10 protein-coding genes are annotated in these 15,724 nt (G+C 53.0%); all 10 read left to right on the top strand.

Annotated features, from left to right (window positions below):
- Positions 1–85 precede the first annotated feature (85 nt).
- The 10 genes from SH139x_RS04880 (at position 86) to SH139x_RS04835 (ending at position 15,711) form a co-directional block, all read left to right on the top strand.
- Positions 86–1,216 (top strand): DegT/DnrJ/EryC1/StrS family aminotransferase, encoded by a 1,131-nt coding sequence (locus tag SH139x_RS04880; protein ID WP_488354165.1) that lies wholly within the window; start codon positions 86–88, stop codon positions 1,214–1,216.
- The gene (locus SH139x_RS04875) at positions 1,213–3,612 is read left to right on the top strand and encodes a GumC family protein (RefSeq protein ID WP_488354164.1); all 2,400 of its coding nucleotides are present in this window, start codon (positions 1,213–1,215) and stop codon (positions 3,610–3,612) included. Before SH139x_RS04880 ends, SH139x_RS04875 begins: the two co-directional genes overlap by 4 nt.
- A 7-nt stretch (positions 3,613–3,619) precedes the next feature.
- On the top strand, positions 3,620–4,999 hold the full coding sequence (locus tag SH139x_RS04870) for an O-antigen ligase family protein (protein ID WP_488354163.1): 1,380 nt from the start codon (positions 3,620–3,622) through the stop codon (positions 4,997–4,999).
- Entirely contained in the window at positions 4,989–6,428 is a 1,440-nt protein-coding gene (locus tag SH139x_RS04865; RefSeq protein WP_488354162.1) for a flippase, read from the top strand. Before SH139x_RS04870 ends, SH139x_RS04865 begins: the two co-directional genes overlap by 11 nt.
- Entirely contained in the window at positions 6,425–8,620 is a 2,196-nt protein-coding gene (locus tag SH139x_RS04860; protein WP_488354161.1) for an NAD-dependent epimerase/dehydratase family protein, read from the top strand. Before SH139x_RS04865 ends, SH139x_RS04860 begins: the two co-directional genes overlap by 4 nt.
- 12 nt (positions 8,621–8,632) lie before the next feature.
- Entirely contained in the window at positions 8,633–9,742 is a 1,110-nt protein-coding gene (locus SH139x_RS04855) for a glycosyltransferase family 4 protein (RefSeq protein ID WP_488354160.1), read from the top strand.
- Positions 9,730–11,694: an asparagine synthase (glutamine-hydrolyzing) gene (asnB, locus tag SH139x_RS04850; RefSeq protein WP_488354159.1), complete on the top strand. Its 1,965-nt coding sequence runs from the start codon at positions 9,730–9,732 to the stop codon at positions 11,692–11,694. Before SH139x_RS04855 ends, asnB (SH139x_RS04850) begins: the two co-directional genes overlap by 13 nt.
- Complete coding sequence (locus SH139x_RS04845) at positions 11,682–12,698, top strand: glycosyltransferase (protein WP_488354158.1); 1,017 nt, start codon at positions 11,682–11,684, stop codon at positions 12,696–12,698. The genes asnB (SH139x_RS04850) and SH139x_RS04845 overlap by 13 nt, the downstream gene beginning before the upstream one ends.
- A gap of 8 nt (positions 12,699–12,706) precedes the next feature.
- Positions 12,707–14,584, top strand: a complete 1,878-nt coding sequence (gene asnB, locus SH139x_RS04840; RefSeq protein WP_488354157.1) for an asparagine synthase (glutamine-hydrolyzing) — start codon at positions 12,707–12,709, stop codon at positions 14,582–14,584.
- Positions 14,585–14,655: 71 nt separating this feature from the next.
- Entirely contained in the window at positions 14,656–15,711 is a 1,056-nt protein-coding gene (locus tag SH139x_RS04835; RefSeq protein ID WP_488354156.1) for a lipid II:glycine glycyltransferase FemX, read from the top strand.
- Positions 15,712–15,724 lie beyond the last annotated feature (13 nt).

Genomic DNA, 15,724 nt, shown 5'->3' with positions numbered 1-15,724 from the left:
CATTTCAGTAAACCACGACTTTTGATCTCTACACCCGTTTGCCTACTGGCTTCTTTACCCTTCGCTTCACAGCAAGAATGTCTCCATGGATTACGAATCGATTCCCCTGGTGGATTTGGCAACCCAATCTCAAACCATTCGCGACGAAGTGCTTGCGAGAATGGCGGATGTGATCGACGCGGGCCGTTATATTCTCGGCAAGGAAGTGCAGGAATTTGAAACCGCTTTTGCCGCATATTGTCAAGTTCCCCACTGCTCTGGATTAGCAAACGGCACAGAAGCCTTGCATCTTGCCTTGCGGGCCTTGGAAATTGGGACCGGCGATGAGGTCATCACTGCCGGCAACTCGTTTGCCGCCACCCCCTTCGCGATTGCCTATACCGGCGCGACTCCCGTGTTCGTGGATATTAGTCCGCTAGATTTCAACATCGACGTCGAGTTGATTGAAGCGGCAATTACCGAGCGGACGAAAGCCATTATTCCTGTTCATCTTTATGGTCAACCGGCCCGAATGCGAGAGATCTGTGAAATTGCCAAACGCCATCAGTTAAAAGTGGTCGAAGATGCAGCCCAGGCACATGGGGCGGAGATCTCTGGCCAACGCTGCGGTTCGTTTGGTGATATTGGTTGCTTCAGCTTTTATCCTGGCAAGAATCTGGGCGCTTTTGGCGATGGGGGCGCGGCGACAACCTCCTGCCCAGAATTGGCCGAAAAGCTGAATCTTTTGAGAAATTATGGGCAAAAAGTAAAGAATCGGCACGACCAGCTGGCATACAATTGCCGACTTGACACGCTGCAGGCGTGTGTGCTGCTGACCAAGATGCAATATATTGAAGAATGGACGGAGCAGCGGCGGCAAATTGCCGCTTGGTATCGCGAGGTATTGGCCGACGCCGAAGACATCCAACTGCCACTCGAGCGTGAGGATGTTCGCCACGTCTATCACCTATTCGTCGTTCGCCATCCGCGACGCGACCAGTTGATAGAGCATTTGGCCGAGCAGAAGATTTACGCGGGCATTCATTATCCTAACCCGCTGTCGACAGCGCAACCCTTTCAAGATTCCACCTGCCGACCGGCAGGGCTTCCCGTTTGTAACCAATTGGCGGGCGAAATCGTTTCCCTGCCAATGTATCCCGAAATGACTCGTCAGCACGTTGAGCGAATCGGCGACGCGATCCGAGCGTTTGAGTGCCAAGCCACGGTTGGTCCATGACACCCCCGAACACGAATCATCCAGAAGACGAACCAGAGTTCGAAGAGTCTTGGTTGGCAACCGGCAGGATCTCCCGCCGGGACAAACCGGCTCCGCGTACGCTCGTACAGCCACAGCAAGCTGCGCTCGTTGCCTCCCCGATTCAGCGTGAGGGGGCTGCGGATGAGGAAAGTGTGGGATTCAACTTGGCGGCCTACCTGGAAATTCCGTTCGTACACAAACGGCTGATCATCGGTTGCCTCTTGCTGGCAATCGTTTTGGGTTGGATGGCGATCCTCGTTTGGCCACGCAAGTATTACTCTGAGGCTAAGCTGTTGATTCGCGTCGGACGCGAGAGCGTGTCTCTGGATCCAACAGCCACGACTAGCCAAACATTAATGCTGCAGAAAACGCAGGAAGAGGAAGTCAATTCGGTATTAGAAGTGCTCGGCAGCCGCCAATTGGCCGAGCAGGTGGTTGCTCAGGTCGGTGTCGACGCAATTCTCGACGGCTACCTCCCCAGCGATGACACCACGCCACCCTCCGCCTTCAAAGCGGCAACGACGAACCTCAAACGTTTTGCCTCAGACACTCTACACAATGTATTGTTGGCAGCGGGTATCAAGGACGACATCAGCGACCAGGAGCTAGCCGTACTGACCCTACAGAACAACCTGCAGGTAGCTTCTCCCAAGAAGTCGACCGTGGTGGGCATTCGCGCGGAAACCAAATCACCGCAATTGGCTCGAGCGATCGTGGAATCGCTAACAGAGCTATTCCTGAGGGAGCATGTCCGCGTCTCGGCGACAGAGGGCTCCCAAGACTTTTTTCTGGAACAAGCCGATGAAGCTGAAAAGTTGCTTAACATCTTGGCCGATCGCCGCAGCACGATGCTGCAAGATCAGAAAATTGCCTCAATCAGCTCAAAACAAGCCGCTTTGACCGCCCAGATCGCCGAAATCGATCGCGATCTGCTGGTAGCCCGCTCCTCACTGGAGCAGTACGAAGCAGAGATAGAGGACATTCTGGAAAAGGCAAACACGACCGAGGAAGAGATTGTCGCCACGAAGCAGCAACAAATCGATGCCACTTGGAGTTCCATGCGGAACCGCCTGTACGAGCTTGAAATGCAGGAACGTCAATTGGCCGCCAAATACAATGATGGCCATCCGAAATTAAACCAAGTTCGCGAACAGTTAAAGGGCGCACAAGCGATTCTTTCCAAGGTTGAGAGCGAGCGTGAAAACCAAAGTATGACTCCCAATCCGGCTCGCGTTCGCCTATTAGAGGAGATGCAGCGGAAGCAGACTTCAGTGGTTGGCTTGCAATCTCTGATCAATGAGCGTGAACGCCAACGCCTAGAAACACAGTTGGAAATCGACAAGCTGCTCGAATTCGAGTTGAAGATCAGTGAACTCGACCGCGAAATTTCCCTTGCGGAGAGCAGCCTCAGGCTTCTGCGGGACAAGCAAGAAGAAGCTCGTGTGATTGATCAGCTACAAAGCAATCAAATATCAAACGTGGGAGTTTTCCAGTCAGCCTCTTTAATCGAGCGTGCTTTTAGCCCCAACAAAAAACTATTGTTGGCCAGTTTCACAATGCTCGGCCTATTTGGCGGATTCGCGTTGGCATTTGTGCGGGAATTAAGTACGACGACCATCCGCCGACCCGACCATCTTTTGGCAGGATTAAGCAAGCCGATCATCGCGACAATTCCAAACACCTCGCTCCTCTCATCTCCGAGCAGCATCCGCTCATTCGACACGAGTTCTCAGATCGGAGAGATTTGTCGTGGCATTCTGGCCGACGTTATGCTCTCAAAATCAAGTCGATTTCCGAATCAAGTTCGCGGTCTGAGCATGGGCGTGTTGGGAGTTCATGACGGTTGCGGGGCCAGCGCTGTGGCGGCGGCCTTGGCACTGACGGCGAGCGAAGATGCTGGGCTAAAAACGACGCTAATCGATGCCGATGGGAAACGCCGCACGACTTCGGAAACCTTTGGCCTGCACGAGGCACCAGGACTAGCGGAACTGCTGGCCGGAAAAGCCTCCCCGGATGACTGCCTGCAGCATGACGGCCAGCGACAACTGGGATTGATCTGCAGTTCACTCTCGCGTGGCCTAAGTTCTCTGACCCAGAACCCCGCCGCGGTAGCCGAAGCGCTCATCGAATTCGGTGGTGATTTAGATTTATTGATCTTTGATCTACCGGCAGCCAATCGAGCGGAACAATCTATCATGCTCGCCAAGCAGCTCGATTACCTACTCGTCGTCGTAGAAGCTGAAAAGACGGAGTGCCCACATGCCGAGCGAATCATTCGCCGTCTGGAGGAGCATGGAGCAAAGGTAACCGGTGTGATCCTGAATAAAACCCGCAATCATCTGCCTCGAGTCTTATCTCGGCTTCTCCTCTCCTAAACCGTCGATGTTGCTAAACTCGCAGGCTGCAGTTCCTTTCGCGTCGGGCAATTCAAGTCTGACCGCTCAGCATGCTCTGCGGTGGCATGAACGCATCTTCCTGGCCATCGGTATTTTTGAAATCCCTTTGCAAATCGATACATACTTAATGTTTCGAGAGCAAGATGCAATGCTGGGGGCCGTCGGTGGTATCAACATTTCAATTACCACGCTCTGTTTTGCTTACCTTTACTTCATTTGGTTCACCAGCGCCGCGGTGAGCCGCCGCCGTAGACTCACAAAGCCTCTGTTTGGGCTGCCGATGATTGTCTACATCATGATCGTCGGACTCAGTGTTTTGGCGGCGACGGTGCCAATGCTTGCCCTGTTTGACCTCATCTTACTCTTGCAGGCATATGCAATTTTTTTCTACGTCGCGAACCGGGTAGCGTGCTATCGCGATCTGCTATTTGCAATCTGGGTTGCCATGGGCACGATGGTTACTCAATCGCTGATCGTACTCGGCCTATTCGCCCTGGGGCCATCCGCGCATGGACAAGAATTTGGTCTCGGACCGCTCAACTTCAGTGTCTGGGATGACGGAAGACCGGCCGGCACAATGCATTCGGCGGTGCTCTGCGGCAGCGTTCTGGCAATTTTTTTACTACCTTCTGCCGTATTGATGTTGGTGGTGCGCCGCCGTTTTCACTGGTGGCTAGCGGCCAGCGGATCGGCGATCGGGATGCTGGCAATCTTAATCACCCAAACACGCGGCGCCATACTCACCGCCGCCCTTGGCTCTCTCGTAATTGGGGGTGGCATGCTAGTTCGTGGCTGGCTACCGCGTTGGACACTGGCCGCCGCCTTCGCCGCGGTGCTGATCAGCATCGTGCCGTTCGCAAAGGTTTTAGAGCAACGAGTTTATGGCGACGATGGCGACTCCGCGGTTTCGCGCAAGCATTTGTCTCGCATCGCCTTTCAAACAATCAGCATGAATCCCATTTTTGGCTACGGTGCGGGGAATTGTCACCTTGCTTGCGAAGGGGTCGCCAACTCGAGTGAATTCCGCTCCGAGTGGTATTACACCATTCACTGTAAATACTTGGTCGTTTGGATCGAAACCGGAATCTTCGGTCTGCTGGCTTTTCTCGCCGTGCTAGGGACTGGGTTTCGGTATGGGCTCGCGACGTGGCTGCGACGCGATCGCTGGCTGGCTCCCATCGGTTTGGCGATCGCGGGAGCAATCGCGGGCCATATGGTTCACATGTTGGTAGATATTTTCAATTCGCGCACGCAAGTCCAGATTCTCTGGCTGATCATCGGCATCGGCGGTGCTGCGTACCGCCTATCGAAACTACCGAAGGCACGCCGGCATGACATGGCGGGAGTCCCGACTGATGCCGCCTAGCAACGCCATTCGCACATCGAAGAACGCCTTGATGCTGCTATCCGGAACGATGATCCGGATGGTCGCCAGTTTTGCCTTCGTGCTCTACTTGGCCAAAACGGTTGGCGTGGCAACTTTTGGCCAATTTGCCATCGCCACTCACTACTTCGAATTATTCTTAAGTTTGACCAGTACGGCAGCGGCAATCCTTTTGACGCGGGATGTATCTCGCTGGCCCAAACGATTGCCCACACTGTTAACCGCCAGCGTCACAATCGTGAGCCTGTTATGCCTGTTGGCTCCCCTGGTTTTGCTGCTACTGGGATATTTGTTTTCCTATTCAGCCGACACGATCCAGGCCAACATGGTGAGCTGCCTCGCTCTTTTTCCGGCAGCCATCGCGGCCCTCTTCGAGGCCATTTTGGTTGCTCGAGAGCGAGCGGAATTCATTGCCCTGGGAACGTTTGTCGAAAGCCTATTTCGGCTTTTGCTAAGCTTTGCCACCATCAGCATGGGAGGTGGGATTATCGAACTGATGTGGATCTTAGTATTTGCCCGCGCCGTCCAAGTGACTTTCTACTGGGTTTGCGTGCGTAAGATCGCCACCATCCACTACCGCTTTAATTTTGCCGCCACCCGGCGTATGGCTATGCGTTGGCGAATTTTCGCCACCGAGAATTGGCTGGCAACCATCTATCAGAGCTTAGACATCATCTTACTTTCTTGGCTGGGCGGAGAAGTCGCGACCGGGCTTTACAGCGCCGCTTGGAAGTTCATTCGCTTGGGAAGTGTCGTTGCCAAGAGTTTCACCACCGCGGTGTTTCCAATCATGTTGCGGATGCACTCCAAATCCCGAACTGCCTTTGACCGCTTGTTTCAGCAAGCCGTCCGGGTGATGTGCCTCTTGGCTCTGCCCGCGATTATCGGTATCACCGTCATGGCTGATAGAATCGTTGCCATCCTTTATGATGAATCTTTTACCGCTGCCGTGCCGGTTGTTAGGATATTAATTTGGGTGCTCTTAGTTGAGTTTCTCAATCCATTTCTAAGCCACGCCTTATTCGCTCAGGGCAAACAGTCCCGTTCGGCAATCGTCGCCGCCATTAGTCTGCTGTTTAACGGCGTTGCCACCTATCTTTTGATCGATCGATTTGGAGCGAGCGGAGCAGCTTTGGGCACCGTTCTGGCGGGGTTTGTCGCCACAATCTTCTATATGCTCTTCTCCATGTCAAAACAACTTTGTTGGAGAGTAAGCGTGACTATGATGAGAGTACTCGTCGCCTCCCTCGGCATGGGTTTTGTTGTCCACAGTCTTCACGATTGGTCCTGGCCGATGATCCTGTTGCCCGCGTTGCTGAGCTACATCGGCCTATTGTTTATCGTACAAGCGATTCGCAGCTCCGACCTGCAAGAAATACGCAGTTTCCTTTTCACCCGAGCCACCACATGAACCGTTCGTCCCAACAACCTATCCGCATCGGCGTGGTCGGCTGTGGCGCGATTGCCGAACTGTTCCATTTGCCAGCCTTGGCAGCCAATCCAGCAACCGCGGCGGGGATCTACTTAGCCGACACCAATTCAGATCGAGCCCAGACGCTGAAATCTCGCTTTGCCGCCTGCGGTGTCGTGGAAGATTACCGCGAATTAAAGGGCAAAGTAGATGGTGTCGTGATTGCTTCGCCGCCATCGATGCACTTCGAGATGAGCAAGTTTTTTCTCGCCAACGGTGTGCATGTCCTCTGCGAAAAGCCACTCACTGAATCATTGCCGGAAGCCGAAGCCCTCGTTCGCTTGGCAAAAGAGCACCGTACTCATTTGGCTGTGAATCAGACGCGTCGTTTTTTCCCAACTTATCAACGACTCCGCAGCGTGATCGCCAGTGGTGTGCTGGGAGAATTACGCTCCATTGTCTACCACGACGGGATTGAATTCGATTGGCCCGCCGCCTCCCCGCATCACTTTCAGCCAGGCGCCAAAGGAGCTTGGTCCGACACGGGCGTACATCTCGTTGACACGATTTGCTATTGGCTGGATGCAACCCCCGAACTAGTCAATGCCGAGTATGACGCGACTGGAGGCCCGGAAGCTTTAGCCACCATCAAGTTGCAGCATCAAGCCTGTCAAATCGAGTTAAAGGTCAGCCGACTCGGACCACTCAGCAATCGTTTCCAGATCGAAGGAGCACTAGGAAGGATTGACGCGGCGACCGAGGACTGGGACGAATTTTCTGTCAAACTCAAGTCAGGAAAGCAACAACGTTTTAAATGCGGCAGCAACAAACTGAAATATCTCGACTTTGCCAAACCGTGTCTGGAAAATTTTATCGCAGTCATACGGAGCGAATCAAAACCAATGGTCACGGGGGAAAGCACCCTCCCCGTGATCGGTTTAATGTCCCACGCCTATGAACGTTTCCAGCCATATCAAATGACCTGGAACGCACACCTCTCTTCGTCGGCTTTGCAGCAGCGACATTTTCAAACTGCCTCTCCCGCCCGCAAGCGAAGAATTTTGGTAACAGGCGCATCCGGCTTCCTAGGTGGCCGATTGGTGGAATCACTACAGTTAAGCGGCTGGGGCGAGCCAGTGGCGACGATTCGCAACTGGAGCCGAGCGGCTCGAATTGCTCGCCATCCAATCGAAATTGTGGTTTGCGATATTATGGATAAAGGGCAAGTGGAACGGGCAGTCGCCAACGTTGATGCGATTGTGCATTGCGCTTACACTGACGACCGCGAGACAATTGTTACCGGTACGAAGAATCTATTAGAAGCCGCTGTTCAATATAAAATTCAAGATTTTGTCTATCTCAGCTCTGCGGAAGTCTACGGTCCTGACCACCAGGGTTTAGTGTCGGAACAGATTACACTCACCACAACAGGAAGAGCCTACGGCGATGCAAAACTGGAGGCCGAGCAAGTTTGCCGCTCATTCCACGACAAAGGCCTGCTGCCCACCATTTTACGGCCCTCGCTAATTTATGGACCATTCAGCGCCTCTTGGTCCATCGACGTTGCCCAACGTCTGCAATCAGGAAAGTGGGGACTATTCGGTGAACTGGGGGAGGGCAGGGCAAACCTTGTTTACGTCGACGACCTGGTACAAGCAATCTTGCGATCCCTCGAATCGACTGCGGCTCGAGGGGAAACATTTAACGTTAACGGTCCACAGCCCCCAACATGGAACGAATATTTTCAAGCGTTCAACGCTCAATTGGGTTTACCTCCGCTGCAACAAGTTTCTGCGACACGAGCTCGCCTGAGAACTCGCGTATTGGGTGTGGTGGGCGGTATCACCTCAGCCATCAAGTCCCGTTTCGAAGATCAACTGATGGAAATATATCTTCGTGGTGGCTTGGCCAGTCGCATGATGAAGCGTCTAAAGGGAGAACTTGACGCGACACCGTCGTCCGCTGAGATTAATGACTTGTTCGTCAGATCGGCGGTTTATGACGACCTTAAAATCCGGCAAACGATTGACTATCAACCGGCATTCGACTTAACCCGTGGCTTGCAACTAACTGTCGACTGGCTGCGTTTGCACGAACTCGCCGAGCGCACCCACGACGAGAACAAACCAGCAAGCCTCGATTCATCGAGTAACCAAGCACGTGCCGTCCCCTTCGATGCAGTCACAAGCTAAAGGATTGGCCACATGAAAATTGCTTGGATCACGTATGATTTCGAGGAATACAGCATTCTTCATGCAAACGCGCTAGCTGAAGAGCACCAAGTCATGTTGCTAATGCCCAACAGCATCTCGGAAGATTATCCGATTTCAAAACAACTTGAACTGGCACTTTTCGACAAGCCAAGAATGCGACAACCACTACGACAGTGGCATTCTGTTAGAAATCTAGTGCGATCGATTGATAGTTTCTCTCCCGATGTGGTCCACTTACAGCAGGGCCACTTGTGGTTCAACTTCGCGATTCCTGAACTTCGAAAAAAATATCCACTGGTGCTGACAATCCACGACCCCAGACATCACGCCGGCGATCGAGATTCCCAGAAAACACCCCAGTGGGTAATGGACTTTGGATTTCGTCGCGCGAACCACGTCATCGTGCATGGCCAGAGTCTGGCGAAAGACGTGGAAAGGCTATTTGGGCATCCGGCAGCAAATATTCATGTCATTCCTCACGTCGCCATGGGATTGCAAATTGGTGCTGAAGTAAATGCAGAACCGAAGATCACAACAGCGGCCCCCTCAAATACAGTACTCTTCTTTGGCCGCATTTGGGATTATAAGGGACTGGAGACATTGATCATGGCTGAACCACTGATTACCGCCGAGATTCCCGATGTAAAAATCGTTATCGCGGGAGCTGGCGACGATTTCTCCAAATATGAACGCCTAATGACCCATCGGGATCGCTTTGAGATCCATCATCGTTGGATCAGCGACGAGGAGCGAGATTGCTTTTTCCGAGAAGCAGCCTTAGTTGTGTTACCTTATCACGAAGCAACGCAGAGTGGCGTGGTTCCCGTGGCATACAACCATAGCAAACCAGTGGTAGCCACAGACGTCGGCGCATTATCGGAGTGCATAATTGATCAGGAAACGGGCCTGCTGGTCCCGCCGAAAGACCCTTCGGCGCTGGCCTCTGCAATTATCAATTTATTGAATGATCCCGAGCGAAGGCGTGCGATGGGGCAAGCCGGAAAACGCCATTTGACAGAGCGGGCCAGCCCCAGTCGCGTGGCCCAGGCAACAGTCCAGGTTTATGCCGCGGCGAGAGGTGTGCACACATGTGTGGAATAGTAGGCGTCGCGACCGCACCGACCAATCGAGAAGCAACCGAGGCTACCCTGCTGCGAATGACGACCGCGATCATTCACCGCGGCCCCGATGATGCTGGCGTATGCTGCGGCGCGGGAACGGGAATCGGGATGCGACGTTTGAGCATCATCGATGTTCAGGGAGGGCATCAACCAATCAGCAACGAGACGAAAGACATTCACGTCGTTTGCAATGGAGAGATCTATAACCACCACGACTTGAGGGCTGACTTAGTCGCACTCGGCCATCAATTTTCGACGAGCTCTGATACCGAAGTCATTGTTCACCTTTATGAAGAATACGGTGAGAGTTTCGTGAGCCGCTTGAGAGGGATGTTTGCGCTGGCGATTTGGGATGAGAAAGAAAACAGGGTTTTGGTCGCTCGCGACCGGTTGGGTAAGAAACCACTGTTCCTCGCGCAGCGCGGAGCAGCTATCTATTTCGCTTCAGAAATCAAATCGCTGATTGCCGCGGATCGAGAATTGGCCACTCCTGACTACCGCAAAGTAGGGCAATTTTTTCAGTTTGCTTACATCTGCCAGCCCGCTACCATTTATCAGCAAGTTGAACGCTTACCAGCAGGACATTACGCCGTGCTGGAAAATGGTAAAGTCAGACAGCAGCCCTATTGGGAACTGAGCTTTGCTCCTCAACACGACGTGAGTTTAGGAGAGTGGAAAGAGAGACTCAGCGCGACACTGGCCGAGGCTGTTAAGGTTCGCCTGGAGAGCGAAGTGCCGCTGGGCGTATTTCTGAGTGGCGGTTTAGACTCCAGCGGCGTCGTTGCGCTCTGTCACCAGGCTGGCCTCAGTCCACTAAAAACCTTTACGGTTGGATTTGATCGCCCCGAATGGGACGAATCGGCGGACGCCCAAGCGGTCGCGGATCATTTCCGCACCGAGCATCATGTCTTGCGGTTGAGCGAGCAAGACATGAGACGCTCATTCGAATCCACGTTACGGGCGGTCGTACACCACTGCGATGAGCCCTTCGGGGACGCCTCAGCCATTCCCACCTTCCATATTTCCAAGTTGGCTCGGGAATACGTAACGGTCATCCTCAGTGGTGACGGGGGTGATGAATTATTTGCTGGCTACTCTTCTTACCGCGGAGCACTATTCGCCAAGCGATATCGACAGTTATTGCCTGACATAATCGGTGGCAAGATTCTGCCAGGGACGATGCAGTGGATAGCCGACCATCTTACCAGTGATCGTCGTTATCAAGCACAGAGGTTCGCGAAGATATTTCGTGACAGCGCCTTGCCGTTCAGGGAAGCCTATCGGGAAAAGACATCTGTTTGGCAGACCTCTCAGTTGCAAGAGTTACTACCGGACGAACTTTGGAATTCGTGTGATTTCCTCGGAGAGCAATATCTCCCAGATCCGCTTTGGCAGTTGCTTAAATCCGACGGCGATCTGATTGGCCGGCTCACTGAGATTGACATCAAGAGCTATATGCTCGACGACATTCTGGTCAAGGTTGACCGCATGAGCATGGCACATTCACTTGAGGTACGTTCGCCCCTGCTCGATCATCATGTCGTGGAATTGGCCGCGCAAGTGCCGACACGGTATAAAATCCGTGGCGGGCGGGGAAAATACCTACTTCGCGAGTCCTTAAAAGACAAACTACCCGCCTCGGTCTTAAAGAAAGGCAAACAGGGATTCAGCGTCCCCCTGCGGGCATGGTTTCGAGGCGAACTCAAGGATCTCGTCCATGACTACCTGGGGAGCGGAGGTTACCTGCCAGGGGAAATCTGCCGCCCTCAGGCTGTTCAGCGGATACTCGCCGAACACCAAGAAGGAAGTGTCGACCATGCTAATCGCATTTGGCTGTTGCTGACTTTCGCTGCTTGGCACCGCGAATATCAATCCGGAGAAACGCCCTCGCTGAACGATGTCCGGCAAAAGGAGCAAGCATGCGAGTCTTAATGATTTGCCCGGAGCTTCCGCGCGCTGAATCACCAGGCAGCATGGCACCGACCGCTCGCCAGATTGAATCACTGGGTAAAATGGGTCTTGAAATCAACACGGTTGATATGGCGGGGATCCCCAAGCTCAAGTACCTGCAAGTCCTTCCTCGCATTCGCCGATTGGCACAACAAGCCGATCTTATCCATGCGCACTTCGGATACTGCGGATGGCTTGCCAAACTTGGTCCGCTGCTAACTCGGCGACGTCCACCCATTGTAATGTCATTCATGGGAGACGATTTGCTGGGGACACCCAAAAACGAGGCTGGCCAGCTCGAATGGTTAAGCCGTCAAATGGTCCGCCTCAACAGAATACTGGCGAATCAAGTTGCCGAAGTTATCGTTAAAAGCGCACAGATGGCGGAGGTGTTGGCACCTCTCAAAGTGAATGTGATTCCCAACGGAGTCGATACTCAGTTGTTTCGGCCTTGCGCCCGGCGGGAAGCTTGCATGCTGTTGGGTTTTGATCCCGATCGACTGCGGGTTTTATTTCCCGGCAATCCTGACAACCCACGCAAAGGCTATCAATTTGCCGTGGCAGCCGTCGACGTTGCCGCCCGTCAGCTTGACGGGCCCCTGGATCTTATCCCACTTTGGAATGTCCCACCCGATCAAGTCTCCCTTTACATGAACGCCTGCGACGCGATGGCGATGACCTCGCTAATTGAAGGATCTCCCAACGTGGTAAAGGAAGGGCTTGCCTGCGATTTGCCAATCGTGGGTGTCCCCGTTGGAGATGTGCACCAACAGTTGCTGGATGTCCCCGGCTGTCAATGTGGCGAGCGCGATGCCAACCAATTTGGCCACTCCCTCGCCGAAGTCCTCAAGACGGGCCGCAGGTCGGAGGGGCGACGAGCGATTTTTGACCGGGGTCTCGACCTAGAATCTGTCGCCAAAAAAATCCTCAATCTGTATCAGCGGGTCCTCACGCAGCCTATCCATCTAAATCACAACGCTAATTAGTTAATATTATGTGCGGCATCGCCGGCTTTTATAGAACTTCCCCAAGCGAGGATCCTGACCACATTCTCAGCGGAATGTTGACGGCAATTTTCCATCGTGGGCCCGATGAAGAAGGACGGCTTCATGACGGTGAGCTGTCCATGGGCATGCGTCGTCTGAGCATTATTGCGTTATCTGACGGCAGCCAACCGATTAGCAATGAAACTGGCCGCTACACGGTAGTTTTCAATGGAGAGATCTACAATTATCGTGAGCTACGCAAGGAATTATTACAGCGCGGACACCAGCTTAAAACAGAGAGCGATACGGAGGTCATCGTACATCTGTATGAGGAATTGGGCGCGGCTGCCTTGGAACGCCTGCGAGGAATGTTTGCCTTTGCAATTTGGGACCGCGAAAAGCGAGAGTTGTTTATCGCCAGGGATCGCTTAGGCGTCAAGCCTTTGTATTATTCCCAGACGGGCGAGACGTTTGTGTTTGGCTCAGAGATCAAAGCGATACTGGCCCATCCACGCGTCACCGCGGCGATGAATCTAACGGGACTCAGCCAATATCTTTCACTTAAATACGTCCCCGCACCGCAAACTCTATTTGAAAACATCCACTCCCTACCGCCCGGTCATTATATCAAATTAACCGCCAGCGGCTCCGAGATCAATCGGTACTGGGACCTCAGCTATCCCGCGTCAGTATCTCAAGCCGGGCCTCCGCAATTTTCTGAAGAAGAATACACCAACCTGCTGCTGGAGAAACTACGCGATGCGGTGCGGATACGCCTGAGAAGCGATGTGCCCTTCGGGGCCTTTCTCAGCGGAGGACTGGACTCCAGCATAATTGTCGCTTTGATGGCCGAGATGTTAGATGAGCCTGTAAATACCTTCTCCGTTGGTTTCGGCGGAGATGGTCTCGCCGACGAACTACCCTACGCGCAACAGGTTGCCGACCGCTTTGGTTGCCATCACCATACTTTAAAAATCACCGCTGCAGACTTTCTTAAACATGCGGAGGACGTTATCTGGCACCTTGACCAGCCGATTGCTGACCAAGCGACCGTGGCCACTCACATGGTCGCAAAATTGGCTCGCAAGCATGTGAAAATGGTGCTCACCGGAGAAGGTGGTGATGAGTTATTTGCCGGATACGCGAGATATGCTGGAGAACAATTCTCCCGCTATTTCTCCCAACTGCCGGCACCACTTGGCAACATGATCAGGGCTGCCACCGGTCAACTACCCGGTTTAAGACGCGCGAAGATTGCCATTGGCGCCCTAACGCGAAAGGATGAGGCCACGCGTTTCGCCAATTGGTTTCCAATGTTCTCTGATGACGCCAAACAAACCTTGCTTGACAATCAGAGCCTAGCGTTACAAGCCGGGGCGACAGATTTATTCGCCAGCCATTTAGAGCGCTGCCAAGCAAAGACTCCGCTAAATCGCATGCTGTATGTCGACAGCAAACTATGGCTGCCTGATTATTTGCTTTTACGCGGCGACAAGTTGACAATGGCGAACTCTCTTGAGGCGAGGGTCCCACTCCTGGATCATCATCTGGTTGAGTTTGCCGCGAGGGTGCCGGAGCAATACAAGTTGCGGGGGAGGACGCGCAAGTATCTGCTAAAACAAGTCGCCCGTAAACTCTTACCCGTAGAGATCATCGATCGAAAAAAGCAGGGATTTCCCATTCCGATCGAGCACTGGCTTCGCAAGGAGGCAAATCCACTCATGCGAGACCTTCTTTGCTCATCGCAATTCCACCAGCGAGGATTATTTAATAAAGCATTTGTGGAACGGCTTATGCGTGAGCACGAGACGGGCTTTCAAGATCATGCCACGGAACTTTGGGGACTAATGAGTGTTGAAATATGGTCAAGGCGATTCATTGACTAGATCGTTACTACGAATCTAATCAGTTTAAAGAGTACCATCGCCAGGCAATCAACACTCCCTCTGGTCCTCGAATGACATCCATTTTCCGAATTCAACAAGCTTCGCAATTAACAAACTGGGATCAATTTGTCGCGTCGACCCCAAATGGTCACATTTTTCACACCACCGCCATGCAGCGTGCCTTTGGCCGAACCCCTCGGCATCAGGTTCACGCTCATGGCGCGGTCGACCAAGCGGGCGAAATTCGAGCGGTTTTGGTCTCGGTGCGCATCAACACTTTGAAATATTTTGACACGTCATTATCAGCTAGAGCGATACTATACGCGGAGCCAATTTCCGACGGCACGGAAGCCGGCAGGCAGGCGATAAGCGAGTTGCTAGCGAACCACGATCGCTGGATGCGGCGCCGCACGCTGTTCGCCGAACTTCGCCCCATTCATAGTTGCCAGGATCTGGATGACAGCCTACAAGCAGGTGGCTACCAACGGCTGGGGTATTTAAATTACGAACTCGATTTAAATCATTCAACAGACTTTTTATTCAAGGGCCTCGAGGCCAAATGTCGCAATGGTATTCGCTCAAGTGAACGGCGGGGAGTAATCGTCCGGGAGGTTCAACCGCTAGACCAACTCGAACATAGCTATCAGCTTTTCCGGTCTAGCTACGCACATGCAAAGGTCCCTCTTGTCACGATCGATTTATTTCGGGCGGCTATCGAAACGCTACCGGCGGAACAAATACGAATGTTTATTGCCGAATATCAAGGGAATTTAGTTGCCAGCGGACTCTTTTTGTATTTCGGTCAACAAGTCACTTACTGGTACGCAGGTGCCTTAAGAATTTCAGGCATAGCGGCGATGTCTAGTATATTATGGGAGGTAATCCGCGATGCTTCAGAGGGCGGATTTCAGGTATTTGACTTTGGCGGAGCGGGTTGGGAAGGTGAAAGCTATGGCCCGGGCCGATTCAAGTCTCAATTCGGTGCGAGAATGACAAATTACGGTCGCTACCGGAAAATCTATGCCCCGCGAAAGATGCGGTACGCGGAAACGGCCTACGCGAGGCTGCGAGGCATGCTGTCGCCACGAGTAGTAGAGAGCGCATCGACGGCCAAACGACCCAAGTGAATTGGAACACGAC

It is taken from the genome of Kothea flammea (assembly GCF_052161645.1).
Lineage (GTDB): Bacteria > Planctomycetota > Planctomycetia > Pirellulales > Pirellulaceae > Laterigemmans.
Note: the sequence above shows the minus strand (reverse complement) of the source record. Positions and strands in the feature narration are given on the sequence as shown.

Coding starts and splice junctions, on each gene's coding strand:
- SH139x_RS04880 (WP_488354165.1), top strand. CDS start 86: ATGGATTACGAATCGATTCCCCTGGTGGATTTGGCAACCCAATCTCAA.
- SH139x_RS04875 (WP_488354164.1), top strand. CDS start 1,213: ATGACACCCCCGAACACGAATCATCCAGAAGACGAACCAGAGTTCGAA.
- SH139x_RS04870 (WP_488354163.1), top strand. CDS start 3,620: ATGTTGCTAAACTCGCAGGCTGCAGTTCCTTTCGCGTCGGGCAATTCA.
- SH139x_RS04865 (WP_488354162.1), top strand. CDS start 4,989: ATGCCGCCTAGCAACGCCATTCGCACATCGAAGAACGCCTTGATGCTG.
- SH139x_RS04860 (WP_488354161.1), top strand. CDS start 6,425: ATGAACCGTTCGTCCCAACAACCTATCCGCATCGGCGTGGTCGGCTGT.
- SH139x_RS04855 (WP_488354160.1), top strand. CDS start 8,633: ATGAAAATTGCTTGGATCACGTATGATTTCGAGGAATACAGCATTCTT.
- asnB (WP_488354159.1), top strand. CDS start 9,730: ATGTGTGGAATAGTAGGCGTCGCGACCGCACCGACCAATCGAGAAGCA.
- SH139x_RS04845 (WP_488354158.1), top strand. CDS start 11,682: ATGCGAGTCTTAATGATTTGCCCGGAGCTTCCGCGCGCTGAATCACCA.
- asnB (WP_488354157.1), top strand. CDS start 12,707: ATGTGCGGCATCGCCGGCTTTTATAGAACTTCCCCAAGCGAGGATCCT.
- SH139x_RS04835 (WP_488354156.1), top strand. CDS start 14,656: ATGACATCCATTTTCCGAATTCAACAAGCTTCGCAATTAACAAACTGG.